Genomic DNA, 17,003 nt, shown 5'->3' with positions numbered 1-17,003 from the left:
TATGAGAACGATATTTGTTGCTTTGATGGTTTCGACAATCCTGCTCGGAGCACCTGCAGTCAATGCCGACACGCGGCTTAGTTTCGGAGTAGTACCACAGCAATCAGCCAACAAATCAGCAAAAATATGGACGCCTATTTTAAATTATCTCGGGGCGAAAATGGGTAAAAATATTCGCTTTGCTACAGCTCGAGATATCCCGACGTTTGAAGAGCGTCTACTGGCCGGCCAATACGACATTGCATATATGAATCCTTATCATTATACGGTCTTCCATAACACGCCTGGTTATGAAGCAATCGCACGGCAAAAAAATCAACGCGTTAATGGTATTATGATTGTGCGCAAAGACAGCCCAATTCAAGAACTGGCCGAGTTAAATAACAGAAAATTGGCGTTCCCTTCGCCCACTGCGTTTGCGGCCAGTGTTATTCCGCGCTCTGTCATGAAATGGCAGAATATCCATTTTACCCCGCAATACGTATCTTCTCATGACTCCGTGTATCTTGGCGTGGCTCGCGGCTTCTTTGTTGCAGGTGGCGGTATTATGCGTACGTTTAATAATACGACACCTGAAGTTCGAGAACAGTTACGCGTGCTTTGGGCTTCGCCTGGTTACACGCCTCATGCTATTGCCGTTCACCCGCGCGTCAGTGCCGAGACCGTTGAAGAATTGAAGCACGCCCTTTTAGGAATGAATGATGACCCTAAAGGTTTGGCTTTACTTAAGACAATGAAATTTCAAGGTATTGAACTGGCCAATGATTCCGATTGGGATGATATAAGAGCGCTTAATATCAAACTGCTGGATGAACTGATTAAATAATTTATTAACTCTATTGTAGGAAATATCTCTTGTCGATTAGGGTAAAAACCATCATTGGTATCGCCTGTATTGAGGCTGTTTTATTAGCATTGCTAGTCATGATGACGCTGGATTACCTAAGAACCAGTAACTATGACTCTTTTATTAAGCATGCCTCTACTACCTCAGCATTGTTTGCAGCAACCACCAAAGATGCCGTGCTTTCTTATGATTTGGCTTCGCTTGAGTCTTTTGTTAATGAAGTTTTAATTCATCGTGATCTACTTTATGCGAGGGTATTAGGGCCTGATGGAAATGTTTTTGCGCAAGCTGGTCAGTCAGAATATTTAGAACAAGCATTTGTCGCCGACCATCACGTAGAGTCTGTATCCGATGATGTATTTGATACTTTTTCTGAAATATCAGAAGAGGGAGTGATATATGGTCGGGTTGAAATCGGACTGGATACAAGCAATCTCACTACCATTATTACTGAAGCAGAAAACCGTAGTGCAGTTATAGCTGTTATTGAAATGGGGCTTGTGGCGCTATTCTCTTTTTTGCTGGGTGGTTACTTAACACGACAGTTAAAGATTCTAAGTATTGCCGCTAAATCAATCACAGAAGGTGATCTGGAAATTAATATCCCTATTAAAGGGCGCGACGAAATAGCCAATGTAGCCATTGCTTTTAATGTTATGGCTTCGAGCCTAAAGGAAGCCAGCACTCGCCGGGATCAATATGAGGCTGAGCTCCAGAAGCTAAACCGCTCGCTGGAAGGACGTGTTTTCAGTCGTTCAGAGCAAATCCAAGCAAAAAACATAGAATTAGAAAAAGCTAATCAGAATATAAAAGAAGCCCAATTGAAACTGCTACACTCAGAAAAAATGTCATCAATCGGTTTACTGGCCGCAGGCGTCGCTCATGAAATAAACAACCCGGTTGGTTACGTGATGAGCAACCTTCATTCACTGAAACACTACGTACAAAGCTATCGCAGCTTGATTGATGAATATATGTTATTAACGACGTTGACGGATGCAGACAAAAGGCAAGCTCAGCAGCTTAAAATCGATCAACTCTGCCAGCAATACGATCTGGATTTTATGAATGAAGATCTTGACTTTCTAATACAGGAATCTATTGAAGGCACGGTCAGAGTGAGCAATATTGTTAAAAGCCTGAAAGAGTTTTCTCACATTGATACTATGAATAGCTATATTATGTGTAATTTAAATGACTGTATTAAATCCGCACTTAACATGGCCAATAATGAGCTTAAATACCACTGCGATATTCAAAAAGACCTCGCTGACTTGCCACTGACTTACTGTTGCTCTGGGCAGATTAGCCAGATAGTACTCAACTTGATCATCAATGCGGGCCACGCTATTGAAGGACATGGGAGTATTTATGTACGATCGCGCCAAGATGAAAAAATGCTAGAGATCAGTGTGTCCGACACAGGCAAGGGGATACCTGAGAATCAAATCCATAAACTATTCGACCCTTTTTTTACAACCAAGGCGGTTGGAGAAGGTACAGGCCTGGGTCTTTCGATTGCTTATGGTATAGCTAAAGAGCATGGCGGTGAGATTCTTGTTGAGAGCAAAGTGGGCAAAGGCAGCTGCTTTAGTTTACGCATACCTCTCGTTACTGAGGAGTAATAGCGGTTAGTACTGTTCACCCCTCGGGCTACCTGAGTTTTCACTGCTCATACTTGTGGGACCAATACTGTTTCTACACGAAGATGACTATGAAGCGTTTTATGCACGGGGCATTTATCTGCAATTTCTAATAAGCGTTGTCGCTGCTCATCGCTTAGGTCTCCCACTAAGATCAATTTGCGCTCAATTACCTCTATTGCCTGTGGAACCTCATCACATCCCTCACAATCTCGGTGGTAGTTGCGACTATGGCTGAGCTCTACTTTGATATGCGCTAACGGAATTTTTTTACGACTGGCATACATCCGAATGGTCATTGAGGTACAAGCCCCCAAACCCGCTAGTAGGTGCTCGTAAGGGTCTGGTCCGGTATTACTACCACCCACAGCAATAGGCTCATCTGCCAACCAATAATGGCTATCGCTACTTACATGTTGACTGAAAACATGATTTTTCTCTTCAACAAGTACATGCCCTTGCTTGACCTGACGCTGATGATGCTCCAACGCTGGCAGGTAACGACTAGCCCAACCTGCAATCGTTTCAGCTACATATTCTGAATCTTGTTTTTCTGTTAACAGATGGTCTGCACTATCCAGACTGACGAAGCTTTTAGGGTGCTTAGCATCACGGTAAATTTTTTCTGCTTCTGATATCGGCACAATTTCATCCAACGGAGAGTGCATCACCAGTAACGCTTTTTTTAGCTTCCCTATATCATTATCGATATGCGAATCAATATCGTCCAGAAACTGCTTTTTAATCAGAAATTTCCGGTTACCCAGACAGACTTCAGCCTCTCCGTTTTTCTGAATATCATCTAATGACGCCGCAAAGTTATGCACCACATGCTTAGCATGATGAGGAGCACCGATTGTCACCACACAACGCGCTTCGGGCACCTGTTTAGCCATGGCCAAGACCGCGGCCCCACCCAAACTGTGCCCGATCAATAGTGCGGGGGCCTGGTAGGACTGCCGTAAAAAATCTGTGGCGGCCAACAGGTCCTGAATATTAGATGAAAAATGAGTATTGGCAAAATCTCCATCACTGTTGCCTAATCCGGTAAAATCAAAGCGCAGTACAGCAATTCCTTTCTGTGTAAGCGCTCTGGCAATACGGGAAGCCGCCGCAATATCTTTTCCACAGGTAAAACAATGTGCAAACAGTGCGTAACAGCGGATCTCTGCTTCAGATGTTTCAAGCATACCCGCCAGCGTGTGGCCATTGCTTTCAAATTGAACTTTAATCCGCATCTGCATACCCTCCTTGAAAATTTATATATAATTAATGCCACAGAAAAAATCCGAATAGCACTTATAAACAACGCAGTCACTTAACCTCTATAGCGACCTATGAGTTCCATCACACATCGAACATCGACTGGCTGTTTACTTATAAACAACGCTGTCACTTAACCTCTATAGCGACCTATGAGTTCCATCACACATCGAACATCGACTGGCTGTTTGCTTATAAACAACGCTGTCACTTAACCTCTATAGCGACTTATGAGTTCCATCACACATCGAACATCGACTGGCTGTTTACTTATAAACAACGCAGTCACTTAACCTCTATAGCGACTTATGAGTGCCATCACACATAGGCTGACTGGCTGTTTGCTTGCAGCCGCACAGATACACTTTTGCTGTTTTCTCTGCCGTAAAGACAACTGGCTTAAACTCAGAACCGCGATGCGAACCATCGCAGAACGGCTGTTTTGCACTATGCCCACAAGCACACCAACGGTAAGTTTCACCTTCGACAACGTCGGCGGCATAAGGTGCCTTTTGTGCAATGACGGCTTTTTCACTCATGATGAATTTCCCTTATTTTGATAAAAAGCTCTACTAAACTATTTCTCTAAAGAGCTTTGATAAACAAATATTAGCTTACTGGCGGATTTCCCCAGGCTCCAGCATCGCTTTCTAAGAAACATAACACGCTATGTTCCGATCAACTTTATTAATAGCATACCCGCCATTGCCACGCTAACTATTCAGCCAGCACTTGCCATTCGTGCACAGTTAACATCTAATAACATCATTCAAGTGCCGAACGATCACTCATTCCCACTGCACGCGCGCTCTGAAACGCAGAAGCGGTTCTTCTGCTCTGGCAAACAATGCGTCTTCTAACAATATTCGCGCGCTCACACCACGAAAAATAGTGTAGGAAATTAAGTAAATATGTCTAAAAGCAAGAAGTTCGAGCTACGGGTAGTGCAAAACGACACTGGCTGGACGGTAGAAATAATCAGACAGAAGACAGCAAAAGAGACCATCGTATCCAAAAGTCAGGATGGCTTTACCTCTGCAGAGGAAGCACAAGCGTGGGGCGAAACAGAGCTCGAGTCTTTTCTGAAGGCACTGACAGAACGCAACAAGCGCCGGGCCATTAACCGCGAAATAAAATTTTCTTAAAGGCTCGCAGCACAAAGAGCAGTCATAAAAAAGCCGAATCAATATATGATTCGGCTTTTTATCTGAGCAAATAATTTTAGAACGACGCTCTTTATTTTTGAACTGTACTGGTTATATTGAGCTATACGCTAACAGCGCATTCATGCACAAGCTGCCCGTTTATTCCACGCCTGTGTTGATCATACCTAGCGCATGCGTCTGGGCTTGTTCTTCCACTCGATCGCCAAACCATGCTAACTTATCTTGTAAGGTAACAACCTCACCTACGATTATTAATGCGGGTGCGACTAACTGAGCTTCATACTGCTTCGCTGCTATATCTGCCAACGTTCCAGTCAGTACTTTTTGATCGGGCGATGTGCCTTTAGAGATAATCGCAACAGGCGTTTCAGCAGGCTTACCGTGCCCGATTAAACCGTCGACCAGCTCTGTTAACGTATGTAAACCCATGTAAAACACAACGGTCTGATTAGGATGTACCAATTCAGCAAAGTTGAGCTTGTCTTTACGGTTTTTAAGCTGCCCGGTAACAAATTTAACCGATTGAGCATAACCACGATGCGTCAGTGGTATACCGGCATAAGTAGAACACGCACTGGCAGCGGTAATACCGGGAACAACCTGAAACGGAATACCGTGTGATTTGAGGGTTTCCAATTCTTCGCCACCACGGCCAAAGATAAAAGGATCGCCGCCTTTAAGCCGCACCACACGTTTACCCTGCAGGGCATGCTCTACGAGTAACGTATTGATCCCTTCTTGTGGAACCGCGTGATCATCACGCTTTTTACCTACATAAATCAGATCGGCATCGCGTCGGCACAGATCCAGTACTTGCGCCGATACCAGATTATCATAAAAAACCACATCCGCCTGTTGCATGAGGCGCAGCGCTTTGAATGTCAGTAATTCCGGATCACCAGGCCCCGCTCCCACCAGATAGACTTCGCCAACCTGATGGCCCGTTTCACCTTTTTCTATGGCCGCTTCCAGCAAAGCCTCCGCTTCGTCATGACGCCCTGAGAAAACTTTTTCAGCAATCTGCCCTTCAAGCACATGCTCCCAAAAGCGGCGGCGTTCATTAACCGATCCGAAGGTAGCTTTCACCTGATTTCGAAAACGCCCTACCAGAGACCCTAAGCGGCTATAGCCGTTAGGAATGAGGGTCTCAAGACGCGCACGTAATAGCCTCGCCAGTACCGGAGACTCTCCACCGGAAGAGATGCCAATAACAATGGGAGAGCGATCAACAATGGCAGGAAATATAAAGGTACAGAGCGCAGGCGTATCAACGACATTGACAGGAATATTGCGCTCTAGCGCATCATAATGCACACGCTCATGGAGATTATGATCATCAGTTGCCGCTACCACCAGCGTTTTGCCTTCCAGCAGTTCAGCGTGATATTCGCCAATAATGATCTGATCTTGAGAATCAATCAGCAGCGCTTTAAGTTCATCATCAACAACGTGGGAAACAACCGTTAGGTGAACACCTGAGCGCTTCAGCAAACGCGCCTTGCGTAAGGCGATATCACCACCGCCAATTAACAACACCTGACGTGATTTCAGATTAAAAAATAGAGGTAAAAAATCCACAATGCGCCCTCAGTTAATGTATGAGCCCAGATTAGCATAATCCGGCCAATAACCACTGATTACATAGGGCCCACTGATTGAATTTTTAGTGATTCAGCTACTTTAAAGTTGCGTGTGCAAGCCGCATTCACGGGTTTCCAGTGCTTTTGTCGGATCGAAATAGTCATGTTCATTTGGCAAATTATTAGCCACCAGATACGTCTCCAGATCCGCTTCACTCCAGTTGAACAGTGGTGCTACTTTAATAATTCCATCTTTACTGGCGGATACTATATCCAACGATTGACGAAACTCGGTTTGATCCTTACGGATAGCATTCAACCAAAAATCAGGATTCATTTCCGCCAAGGCTCGCTGAAACGGTTCCAGTTTTACCTGACGGGTAAACTCATCATGCAACGGTTCATCAACATCGGGAATACCTTTCATCAATACATTACGACGTGCTGATGTTTGCTGTGGAATATAGGTTTCCACATTCAAGTTAAAATCCTGGATCATTTTTTCTGCAAAACGGTAAGTAGCAGATGTGTTATAGCCCGAATCAACCCACAGGATTTTAATATCAGGCTTTGCCTGCACGGCCATGTGCAGAATCACAGATTCATAAGGACGGAAATTAGTCGTCACTAATGGATTGTCAGATTGAGCGATAGCCCATGCGATAATCTCTTGTGGTGATTTACCTTCGAGTGCTTTATTAGCAGCAACCAGATCAATACTCATCGTTATTCTCTCTCTTTTCTGAGCTAAAGCCTGACAGGTTTTAGCTCAGATCATACTATGAAAATATAAGACTATGATAATATCTTAACGGCGGAACAGAGGCCGTGGATCGGCCGCAGTACCCTGATAATTAACACTAACTTCAGTAAACGCGCCGAGATCATCAGCAGAAAAACGCTCTTCCGGGATAACAAACGCATTAAAGCCACTGCTTTGCATATAGGCCAGACGATCACGCGTAACATCACCCACCGCGCGTATTTCGCCACTAAAACCAGCGCGCACCAGCTGGCGAGCAATACTGAAACCACGACCATCTCGAAAAACCGGGAACTCAACGGCAATCAAGGCAACATTGGCTTGCTCTGCAGATAATGCCACCCAATCGTCATCACCATTCACCTGAAGACCTAAACGGCCCGAGCGACTCAACAACAGCTCGCGATGTTCCTGATAAAATGTCAAAGGGACAATAACATCGCCATCAGGAAGGTTCTGCACTGATTCAAGCGTCTCAACATCAACCGACTGCCAGCTGTCTTGCGCAACGACTTTTTGATTAATGAGCAGTGGCATAAACATTCTCCTTGAACGGGTCGATACCGATACGTTTAAACGTATCACGGAATAATTCTTCTTCTTGACGGCGCTCTACGAACACTTCCAAAATTTTCTCGAGGGTATTAGCCACATCATCAGTCGCAACTGATTTACCCAATACTTTACCTAATGCCGCATCTTCACGAGAAGACCCGCCCAAGGTAATCTGATACCAGTCTTCACCTTTTTTATCGACGCCCAGAATACCGATATCGGCAACGTGATGATGACCACACGCATTGATACAACCTGACATATTCAGCTGAATATCGCCCAGGTCGTACAGATGGTCCAGATCATCGAAACGCTCATTGATCTGATCAGCAATGTTCAGAGTCTTAGCATTAGCCAACGAACAAAAATCAAACCCCGGGCATACAATCATATCCAACAAGGTTCCGATGTTCGGACGCGCCAGGTTATGAGCTTCCAGTGCCCGCCACACAGTATATAGATCGGATTTTTTAACATCCGCCAATACCAGATTCTGATCATGAGTAGAGCGAATTTCACCGAAGCTATACTTCTCTGCCAGATCAGCGACCAGATCCATCTGCGCATCCGTAATATCACCGGCGGGCTGCAGATAAGGTTTGAGTGACACAATCACAATCCGATAGCCTGCAACACGATGATCGACCGTATTACGCTCGTACCAGGTATTGAAGCCTTTATCTTCGGCCTGCTGCAACGCCAATGAGGTATCAGTTGCGGCTGTCACATCATAGTCAAATGGCGTAAAGAAAGACTTTGCACGCTCAATTTCAGCGTGTGTCAGTGTCAATTCACCATCACGTCCATGCTGCCATTCTTCATCCACTAAGCGACGGAACTCATCAGCACCCAACGCATTAACTAAAATTTTAATACGCGCTTTATACTTGTTATCACGACGACCATTGAGGTTATAAACACGCAGAATGGCATCAAGATACGACAGCAAATGCTCTTTTGGCAGGAACTCGTTAATCATTTTACCAATAACAGGCGTACGGCCTAAGCCACCACCGACCAGTACTTCAAAACCAATTTCGCCGGCATCGTTCTGTACCAGATGCAAACCAATATCATGCACCTGTGACGCGGCACGGTCTTCAAAACTACCGGTTACTGCAATTTTGAACTTACGCGGCAAGTACGCAAACTCAGGATGCAGCGTTGACCATTGGCGGATAATTTCGCAATACGCCCGCGGATCTTCCAGTTCATTCGCATGAACACCGGCATAAGGATCGGTTGTGGTGTTACGGATACAGTTACCGGACGTCTGGATTGCATGCATCTGGACCTGTGCCAATTCAGCAAGAATATCAGGCACTTCTTCGAGTTTTGGCCAGTTATACTGAATATTGGTACGGGTCGTGAAGTGGGCGTATCCCTTATCATACGTACGGGCTATATGCGCCATTTTACGCAACTGTAGCGAAGACATCAGACCATAAGGAATAGCTACGCGTAGCATCGGCGCATATCGCTGAATATAAAGACCATTCATCAACCGTAGAGCAAGAAACTCATCCTCCGGCAACTCTCCTGCCAGATAGCGACGTGTTTGATCACGGTACTGTTCGACGCGCTCGTCAACCAGGGTCTGGTCGACTTCATTATACTGATACATGAATGTTTCACCCATTTAGCAGCGGTACTGCCCGCTATAATACTTAAAAATTAAAAAATCATTTTTCGTTATTGTTTACCGTTTTGCTAACCCGCAAGCACAAAACGTACGCCAATAATCAATAGTAATGAACCCATAATAGGTTGCATCACTTTTGGAGAAAGTTTGGCTCCGAAGTGGCTACCTATAAATACACCCGGTAAAGACCCCGCCAACAAATAAGTAAGCAATGATAAATCAACACTGCCCATCGTGTAATGCCCGGCACCGGCGATACCTGTCAAGACCACAGCATGTACCAAATCAGTGCCTACGATGGCAGGCATACTCATTCTCGGGTACAAGGTAATCAGCATGGCCGTCCCTAACGCACCCGCGCCCACAGAGGACAATGTTACCAGCCCTCCCAGCAAAATACCGGTGAGTACAGTGACAGCCGGGCGTATTTTTTTCGCACGAACAACCCAAGGCCGCCCTTCCACTTTCAGTGCAAATTCACGAATTTTATTGCGACCAAAAACCGCAACAGATGTCAGTATCAATGAGACACCCAAGGTTAGGTTCATCAAGCCTTCAATCTGATCCAGTGCAGCTAAACCTTTTAGGTATTCAAGTGTTAGCAAACTGCCGGGTATACTGCCAGACAGCAACAATATAACAATGCGCCACTCAATGAGCTTTTTACGCGCATAGGCAAAAACACCTCCGAATTTAGTGACGGAAGCATAAATAAGATCGGTACTAACCGCAATAATAGGAGGGATGCCGAAGACCACAATCAGAATAGGTGTCATTAGCGCACCGCCACCGATCCCGGTAAGTCCAACAATAAACCCTACAACTAGCCCTGCTAAGCTGTAAGCAAGTTCCATAAAATGAGCACCTATCACGCTAAACGAATCAGGCGCTATCATACTCATTTTTTTATATAACAGAAAATAATAGTTTTACATTTTGTTATTCGATTAAGAAATATACAGCCAACACCTCCTCTTATTCCAAAAACTTCTAACAAGATTGCTATTTATTACTTTTAATAGATAAAACTCTTTGCGATAATACGCTCAATATATGGCGAATGCGTTCACCTCGGTTACGCACTCCCTTAATTTAGCTTTATATCGAGCAGGCAGAAACAGATGACATCTTTACCAGAGCGCCGTCTTACCCATTTAAAACAGCTGGAAGCCGAGAGCATTCAGATTATTCGCGAAGTAGCCGCTGAGTTTGATAACCCAGTCATGCTTTACTCTATTGGGAAGGACTCTGCAGTGATGCTTCATCTGGCTCGCAAAGCCTTTTATCCAGGCAAGCCACCTTTCCCTCTGATGCATGTAGACACGACGTGGAAATTTAAGGAGATGATCGCATTCCGTGACAAAATGGCGGAACAAGCCGGCATGGATCTGATCGTCCACATAAATCAGGAAGGTGTTGATATGGGCATGGGGCCTTTCTCACACGGCTCTTCTAAGCATACTGATGTCATGAAAACACAGGGGCTGAAACAGGCGCTGGAAAAATACAAATTTGATGCCGCTTTCGGCGGTGCGCGTCGCGACGAAGAGAAATCCCGTGCGAAAGAACGCGTTTTCTCTTTCCGTGATAAATTCCACCGCTGGGATCCTAAAAATCAACGTCCTGAGCTGTGGAATATTTTCAATACCCGTGTTGATCAGGGAGAAAGCATCCGTGTGTTTCCACTATCCAACTGGACCGAATTGGATATCTGGCAGTACATTTATCTGGAAAGCATTCCCATTGTACCCTTGTATTTAGCGGCTGAACGCCCTGTGGTTAATCGCGATGGTATGCTTATTATGGTCGATGATGATCGTTTGCCTTTAGCTGAAGGCGAACAACCGCAAATGCTTAAAGTCCGCTTCAGAACCCTAGGTTGCTATCCATTGACGGGCGCGGTTGAGTCAGAAGCTGAGACGTTACAGGAGATCATTCAGGAAATGCTGCTGACCACAACGTCTGAGCGACAAGGCCGAGCAATTGACCACGATTCATCTGGCTCAATGGAGAAAAAGAAAATGGAAGGTTACTTCTAACACCCATTACTTAGCCATTTTCTGATACCGAATTTAGAGAGCAATACCCATGAGCCACCAATCTGAACTAATTTCTACAGACATTGAAGCGTATCTTCATCAGCACGAAAATAAAGAACTGCTGCGCTTTTTAACCTGCGGTAGCGTAGACGATGGAAAATCGACCTTGATAGGCCGATTACTTCACGATTCAAAAATGATCTATGAAGATCAACTAGCGGCTATTAAAAGCGAAAATGCGCGAGTCGGCAACGCCGGAGAAGAACTGGATCTGGCACTACTGGTTGATGGTTTGCAAGCTGAGCGCGAGCAGGGAATCACCATTGATGTAGCCTATCGCTACTTTTCGACCGCTGAACGCAAATTCATTATTGCCGATACCCCGGGGCATGAGCAGTATACCCGTAACATGGCCACAGGCGCGTCTACCTGCGATCTGGCGATCATTCTGATTGATGCCCGCTATGGCGTACAGGTGCAAACCAAGCGTCACAGCTTCATCGTGTCATTGCTGGGTCTTAAACACACGATTGTCGCAATCAACAAAATGGACTTAGTCGAGTTCAGCGAAGCGCGCTACGAACAGATTAAAGCAGATTATCTGGCATTCACCGCCGACCTTGATCTGCCCGACATTCAGTTTGTACCGTTATCTGCTCTTAAGGGCGACAACGTGGTCAATCCTTCTGAGCACATGTCCTGGTATACCGGCCTTCCTTTAATGGAAACGCTGAATACCGTTAAGATTGCGCGTGACAAAAACGTCGAAGATCTGCGCTTTCCAGTACAATATGTTAACCGCCCTAACCTTGATTTCCGTGGTTATTGCGGCACATTGACATCCGGTATCGTAAAACCCGGTGACGCTGTAACGGTCTTGCCTTCCGGCAAATCTTCACGTGTTAAGTCCATCGTGACGTTTGATGGCGAGTTGCAGGAAGCGTTTCCGCCGATGTCCATTACGCTGACACTGGAAGACGAAATCGATATTTCTCGCGGTGACATTATTGTCCATAGCCAGAATATTCCTAAAGCGACTAATCGCTTTGATGCCACGCTCGTCTGGATGGATGAAAAACCGCTGGCTCAGGGCAAAACCTACGATATAAAATTACTAACAAGTCACACTGCCGGCGCCATCACGGCTATCCGTCATAAAATCGACGTCAACACACTCGAAACAGCGCAGAGTAGCACGCTTGAATTAAACGAAATTGGCCGTTGTGAAATAACACTTGAACGCCCTATTCTGGCCGATAATTACAAAGCGTTCCGCGGCACGGGTTCCTTCATCGTTGTCGATCGCCTGAGTAATGCTACGGTAGCGGCAGGCATGATCATTGAAAGCAATGATGATAACCAACAAGCGCTATTTACAGCACCTCAAGTGGATGCAGCACAAAAAGCACGTAGCTTTGGTCAGCAAGCCGCCGTGATTCAGATTTGCGGATCGGCAACCGCAGCACAAACACTGATTTACTCATTAGAAAACGCACTATTCAAATCAGGTCGCGCCGTCGCAACACTGATTAACGGCGCGCTTCCTTCTACACTATCTGAACAGCCTTCAGCCGTGGCTACACTGTTAAAGCAGAATGGCCTGCTGGTATTAACCAACACCGATATTGATAGCGCTGATCTGATCATACAGGCAGATGAGCAGTCGCAGAACAGCGATCAGATTAACCTTGCAATAAAACAATTGCGCGAGAAGAATCTGATATAATACCGGCTCGCAGGGAGTGGTAGCCCAGGCTACCCTCTCTTTGCTTTAGATTAAGCCTTTCGCTGTGCTGCCAAACACAGATGAAGGCAAACTTTAGCCTTTGTTAAATTCAGATATCTATCAGGGAAAGCCGGATAGATTTTCGCATTTTGATGCAGAGTTCATGACAGATTTTCTTCTCATTTTAATCAGCACCGTGCTGGTCAACAACTTTGTACTGGTTCAGTTTCTTGGGCTCTGCCCTTTCATGGGTGTATCGAATAAACTCGAAACAGCCATGGGCATGTCACTAGCCACCACTTTTGTATTGACGCTGTCCTCCGTATGCAGCTACCTGGTTTACACCTACCTACTGATACCTTTTGAATTAGATTATTTGAAAACCATCTCCTTTATTCTGGTGATTGCTGTTGTTGTACAATTCACCGAAATGGTCGTCAAAAAAACCAGCCCACTGCTACATAAAGTACTGGGTATATTCCTGCCACTGATCACCACAAACTGTGCGGTACTGGGCGTAGCCTTACTCAACATCAAAAAACAGAATGGTTTTATGGAGTCCATTTTTTATGGATTTGGCGGCGCAGTAGGCTTTTCTCTCGCACTGATATTATTCTCTGCTATACGCGAACGCATAGCGGTTGCTGACGTACCGACTCCTTTCAGAGGGGCTGCCATCGGCATGATCACCGCCGGTTTAATGTCTCTGGCCTTTATGGGCTTTACCGGTCTGGTTAAGTTTTGAGCAGGATTTATTAATGAGCGCCGTATTAGTTGCCATTCTTGTTTTACTCAGCTTAGCGATCATTTTTGGCTTGATCCTTGGGTATGCCGCCGTCCAATTTAAAGTGGAAGGCAATCCGATCGTCGATCAGATAGATGATATTTTACCGCAAACGCAGTGTGGCCAATGCGGCTATCCTGGCTGCCGCCCTTATGCAGAAGCGATTGCTAATGGCGAAGCGATCAATAAATGCCCTCCGGGCGGCCAGACTACGATTGAAGCACTGGCTGATCTGCTGGATGTGGAAGCCGTCGCTCTGGATGCCGAACATGGAGAGGAAAGTGTTAAGACGGTCGCTTACATCCGTGAAGATGAATGCATCGGCTGCACAAAGTGTATACAGGCCTGCCCTGTTGATGCCATTTTAGGTGCAGCCAAACAGATGCATACCGTTATTGTTTCTGAATGCACAGGATGTGATTTGTGTGTAGAGCCATGCCCTGTTGACTGTATCGATATGTTACCGATTGAAACCACATTGAATAACTGGAAATGGACGCCTCCCGTGCCGGGTATAGAACTTATTGCGACAGATACTGGCTACAGCTCTGACCCGCTATCGAGTGAACAGGCATTGAACAAACAAGCATTGAACAAGCAGGCATCGAGCAAAGAGAAGGCGGTTTCATGAGTAAGATTTTTGCTTTTCATGGTGGCATTCATCCGCCTGAGAATAAAAAGCAGTCGACGCGTGCACCCATCCGCCTTGCCCCCGTGCCTGAACAATTAGTTATTCCGGTACAACAACACATTGGAGCACCGGCAAAGCCCTGCGTCAAACCGGGTGAGCATGTCCTTAAAGGCCAGGTTATCGCTGTAGCGCAAGGTAGAATCAGCGTCTCCGTACATGCCTCAAGTTCGGGAACGATAGTAGAAATCAGTCCCAAGGCCGTGCCTCATCCTTCTGGCCTTGACGCGACATGCATTACGATTCAGACAGACGGTAAAGATCTATGGACCGAGCATCAGGGACTCGGAGACTACCGCGCACTCGAACGCTCAAGCATCATCGATTTCATCCGTAATCATGGCATTGCCGGTATGGGCGGTGCAGGCTTTCCGACCGATGTAAAACTACATCTGGGTGATGATCATATTGTTAACACACTAATTATCAACGCAGCAGAGTGTGAACCCTATATTACCGCTGACGATATGCTGATCCGGGAACGTGCCGATCAGATAGTAGGCGGGATTGAGATCATCAGCTACCTGCTGAATCCGACCCATATTCTAATCGGCATCGAAGATAACAAGGCACATGCGATCCGCGTTCTTGAAGAGGCTCTGCGCAGCACCACGCTTAATATTGATATTGTGGTTGTGCCCACAAAATATCCTTCCGGCGGGGAAAAACAACTGGTTCAATTATTAACCGGCGTTGAAGTACCCAGCGGGCGCATTCCTGCAGATGTTGGCATTGTTTGCCAAAATGTCGGAACGGCCGCGGCCATATACCAGGCGGTACAGCATGGTATCCCTCTGATATCACGTGTAGTCACTGTTACCGGCGCAGCCGTCAGCAAACCACAGAACCTTGAAGCGCTTATCGGCACACCCTTAAAGACATTACTCGACACCGCAAAAATCAAACGAGATCAGTTAAGCCGATTGGTGATGGGAGGTCCGATGATGGGCTTTACTATCGAAGATGACGGCATCCCTGTTATTAAAACATCTAATTGTATTATCGCTGCCACACAAGAAGAGATGCCGCCGGCACCGCCAGCACAGGCATGTATCCGCTGCGGACTCTGCGAGCAGGCTTGCCCCGCCGAATTGCTGCCCCAGCAACTTTACTGGTTTGCGAAGAGCCGTGAGTTCGACAAAGCCAAAAACCACAATCTGTTTGATTGCATCGAATGCGGCGCTTGCTCCTATGTTTGTCCGAGTAATATTCCGTTAGTGCAATATTATCGCTTTGCTAAAAATGAGATCAGAACAGAGGAAGCGGAGCAACGCAAAGCTGATCAGGCACGCCAACGCTTTGAAGCACGCCAAGCACGCCTGGATCAGGAAAAAGCAGATAAAGAAGCACGCCGTAAAGACCGCGCAGTGCAGGCAGCCAAAACACAAGCCGCTAAAAAAACCGCCACGGAGGCCGCTGAGGCCAATCCTGAAGATAAAATAAAACAGCTGAAAACAGCCGCCGCTATCACACGCACTAAGCTCAAAAAAGCGCTAACAGCGCTGGAAACGGCAAAAGTGGAAAGCAGCGATAATATCGCACAGCTGGATTTGCAGTACCAACAAGCAGAACACGCCGCAAACGATGCACAAAAAGCACTCGAATCAGCGGAACAGAACCCACCGCCGAGCTTAACGATCGCACCTGATATCAAACAACTGAAGACTCAAGCAGCAGTTGCGCGTACCAAGCTTAAAAAAGCACAACAAGCACTGAAAATAGCGGAAGAAAAAAGCCACGACGGCGCTGAATTATTGCGCGTTACCGTTGCGCAGTTAGAAGAGAAGGCGAAGAGCGCACAGAAGGCATTTGATAATGTTGATGAGAACGCCGCGCACAACTCCGCGGCACAAGAAACGCTACCAAAAGAAGCCGCACTCAACGCTATTGATCTGAAAGCACTCAAACAGAACGTATCAATCATGCGCACCAAGCTGAAGAAAGCTGAAAAGGCAATGGAGTTGACCGAGGCCAGCTCGCCCGAGGCAACAGAACTAGAGCAAGAAATCAGCCGCTTAACGCAATTACATCAGCAAGCAAAAACACAGCTGGACAATGAAGAAGCACGAAAAACCAGCATAGCAGCCGCTCAAGGTGTCGACTTGAAAAAATTAAAAATCGATGCCGCTCTCGCCCGCGCTGCTGTCACAAAGCTGGAAAGATCCATTAAAAAATTGCAAGAAACCGCCGAGCCAGAACTGAATAGCCCAGAGCTTGATAAACTGCAGTCTGAACTCGCCGCTGCCCAGCAAAAAGCAACATTACTTAACAACACTCTAAGCCAATTTGAATAGGATATGCGGTAGA

15 protein-coding genes are annotated in these 17,003 nt (G+C 46.1%); 8 read left to right on the top strand and 7 right to left on the bottom strand.

Translation table 11 applies throughout. The features are described from left to right. Window position 1 precedes the first annotated feature (1 nt). Window positions 2-826, top strand: coding sequence for a phosphate/phosphite/phosphonate ABC transporter substrate-binding protein (locus Nant_RS01695; RefSeq protein WP_054339908.1), 825 nt, complete (start codon window positions 2-4; stop codon window positions 824-826). Window positions 827-855: 29 nt separating this feature from the next. After that, complete coding sequence (locus tag Nant_RS01690) at window positions 856-2,472, top strand: sensor histidine kinase (protein WP_076496093.1); 1,617 nt, start codon at window positions 856-858, stop codon at window positions 2,470-2,472. A 47-nt stretch (window positions 2,473-2,519) separates the two neighbouring features. Here Nant_RS01690 and Nant_RS01685 read toward each other — a convergent pair whose 3' ends face one another. Both Nant_RS01685 and Nant_RS01680 read right to left on the bottom strand, forming a co-directional pair. Beyond that, window positions 2,520-3,728, bottom strand: a complete 1,209-nt coding sequence (locus Nant_RS01685) for a bifunctional alpha/beta hydrolase/OsmC family protein (RefSeq protein ID WP_054339983.1) — start codon at window positions 3,726-3,728, stop codon at window positions 2,520-2,522. Window positions 3,729-4,049: 321 nt separating this feature from the next. After that, window positions 4,050-4,292 (bottom strand): CDGSH iron-sulfur domain-containing protein, encoded by a 243-nt coding sequence (locus Nant_RS01680; protein ID WP_054339907.1) that lies wholly within the window; start codon window positions 4,290-4,292, stop codon window positions 4,050-4,052. Window positions 4,293-4,664: 372 nt separating this feature from the next. On the opposite strand from Nant_RS01680, the gene Nant_RS01675 reads away from it, so the two are divergent. Further along, the gene (locus tag Nant_RS01675; RefSeq protein ID WP_054339906.1) at window positions 4,665-4,898 is read left to right on the top strand and encodes a DUF3622 domain-containing protein; all 234 of its coding nucleotides are present in this window, start codon (window positions 4,665-4,667) and stop codon (window positions 4,896-4,898) included. 159 nt (window positions 4,899-5,057) lie between these two features. Here Nant_RS01675 and cysG read toward each other — a convergent pair whose 3' ends face one another. From cysG to Nant_RS01650, 5 genes are all read right to left on the bottom strand, one after another. Continuing rightward, on the bottom strand, window positions 5,058-6,497 hold the full coding sequence (gene cysG, locus Nant_RS01670) for a siroheme synthase CysG (RefSeq protein ID WP_054339905.1): 1,440 nt from the start codon (window positions 6,495-6,497) through the stop codon (window positions 5,058-5,060). Window positions 6,498-6,599: 102 nt separating this feature from the next. Next, on the bottom strand, window positions 6,600-7,223 hold the full coding sequence (locus Nant_RS01665; RefSeq protein WP_054339904.1) for a phosphoadenosine phosphosulfate reductase domain-containing protein: 624 nt from the start codon (window positions 7,221-7,223) through the stop codon (window positions 6,600-6,602). Between the two features lie 84 nt (window positions 7,224-7,307). Further along, window positions 7,308-7,799, bottom strand: coding sequence for a DUF934 domain-containing protein (locus tag Nant_RS01660; protein ID WP_054339903.1), 492 nt, complete (start codon window positions 7,797-7,799; stop codon window positions 7,308-7,310). Next, window positions 7,783-9,441: a nitrite/sulfite reductase gene (locus Nant_RS01655; protein ID WP_054339982.1), complete on the bottom strand. Its 1,659-nt coding sequence runs from the start codon at window positions 9,439-9,441 to the stop codon at window positions 7,783-7,785. The genes Nant_RS01660 and Nant_RS01655 overlap by 17 nt, the downstream gene beginning before the upstream one ends. 86 nt (window positions 9,442-9,527) lie before the next feature. Next, window positions 9,528-10,313 carry a sulfite exporter TauE/SafE family protein gene (locus Nant_RS01650; protein ID WP_054339981.1) on the bottom strand — a complete coding sequence of 262 codons (786 nt, stop codon included), beginning with the start codon at window positions 10,311-10,313 and terminating at the stop codon, window positions 9,528-9,530. A gap of 267 nt (window positions 10,314-10,580) precedes the next feature. Between Nant_RS01650 and cysD the strand changes: the two genes are divergently transcribed. The 5 genes from cysD to rsxC all read left to right on the top strand — a co-directional run bounded on the left by cysD (window position 10,581) and on the right by rsxC (window position 16,990). Further along, entirely contained in the window at window positions 10,581-11,498 is a 918-nt protein-coding gene (cysD, locus tag Nant_RS01645; protein ID WP_054339902.1) for a sulfate adenylyltransferase subunit CysD, read from the top strand. A gap of 49 nt (window positions 11,499-11,547) precedes the next feature. Beyond that, entirely contained in the window at window positions 11,548-13,224 is a 1,677-nt protein-coding gene (gene cysN / locus Nant_RS01640; protein WP_054339901.1) for a sulfate adenylyltransferase subunit CysN, read from the top strand. Between the two features lie 163 nt (window positions 13,225-13,387). Then, window positions 13,388-13,969, top strand: a complete 582-nt coding sequence (gene rsxA, locus Nant_RS01635) for an electron transport complex subunit RsxA (protein WP_054339980.1) — start codon at window positions 13,388-13,390, stop codon at window positions 13,967-13,969. Between the two features lie 13 nt (window positions 13,970-13,982). Continuing rightward, complete coding sequence (rsxB, locus tag Nant_RS01630; protein ID WP_054339900.1) at window positions 13,983-14,639, top strand: electron transport complex subunit RsxB; 657 nt, start codon at window positions 13,983-13,985, stop codon at window positions 14,637-14,639. Then, window positions 14,636-16,990: an electron transport complex subunit RsxC gene (gene rsxC / locus Nant_RS01625; protein WP_054339899.1), complete on the top strand. Its 2,355-nt coding sequence runs from the start codon at window positions 14,636-14,638 to the stop codon at window positions 16,988-16,990. The genes rsxB and rsxC overlap by 4 nt, the downstream gene beginning before the upstream one ends. Window positions 16,991-17,003 lie beyond the last annotated feature (13 nt).

Source organism: Neptunomonas antarctica (assembly GCF_001305295.1).
Classification (GTDB): domain Bacteria; phylum Pseudomonadota; class Gammaproteobacteria; order Pseudomonadales; family Balneatricaceae; genus Neptunomonas; species Neptunomonas antarctica.
The sequence above is the reverse complement of the archived record's forward strand: the minus strand, read 5'-3'. Positions and strand labels throughout refer to the sequence as shown.

Excerpts from the sequence above, each read along its gene's own strand:
- Nant_RS01695 (WP_054339908.1), top strand. The coding sequence starts at position 2 with ATGAGAACGATATTTGTTGCTTTGATGGTTTCGACAATCCTGCTCGGA.
- Nant_RS01685 (WP_054339983.1), bottom strand. The coding sequence starts at position 3,728 with ATGCGGATTAAAGTTCAATTTGAAAGCAATGGCCACACGCTGGCGGGT.
- Nant_RS01680 (WP_054339907.1), bottom strand. The coding sequence starts at position 4,292 with ATGAGTGAAAAAGCCGTCATTGCACAAAAGGCACCTTATGCCGCCGAC.
- Nant_RS01675 (WP_054339906.1), top strand. The coding sequence starts at position 4,665 with ATGTCTAAAAGCAAGAAGTTCGAGCTACGGGTAGTGCAAAACGACACT.
- Nant_RS01665 (WP_054339904.1), bottom strand. The coding sequence starts at position 7,223 with ATGAGTATTGATCTGGTTGCTGCTAATAAAGCACTCGAAGGTAAATCA.
- Nant_RS01660 (WP_054339903.1), bottom strand. The coding sequence starts at position 7,799 with ATGCCACTGCTCATTAATCAAAAAGTCGTTGCGCAAGACAGCTGGCAG.
- Nant_RS01655 (WP_054339982.1), bottom strand. The coding sequence starts at position 9,441 with ATGTATCAGTATAATGAAGTCGACCAGACCCTGGTTGACGAGCGCGTC.
- Nant_RS01650 (WP_054339981.1), bottom strand. The coding sequence starts at position 10,313 with ATGGAACTTGCTTACAGCTTAGCAGGGCTAGTTGTAGGGTTTATTGTT.
- cysD (WP_054339902.1), top strand. The coding sequence starts at position 10,581 with ATGACATCTTTACCAGAGCGCCGTCTTACCCATTTAAAACAGCTGGAA.
- cysN (WP_054339901.1), top strand. The coding sequence starts at position 11,548 with ATGAGCCACCAATCTGAACTAATTTCTACAGACATTGAAGCGTATCTT.
- rsxA (WP_054339980.1), top strand. The coding sequence starts at position 13,388 with ATGACAGATTTTCTTCTCATTTTAATCAGCACCGTGCTGGTCAACAAC.
- rsxB (WP_054339900.1), top strand. The coding sequence starts at position 13,983 with ATGAGCGCCGTATTAGTTGCCATTCTTGTTTTACTCAGCTTAGCGATC.
- rsxC (WP_054339899.1), top strand. The coding sequence starts at position 14,636 with ATGAGTAAGATTTTTGCTTTTCATGGTGGCATTCATCCGCCTGAGAAT.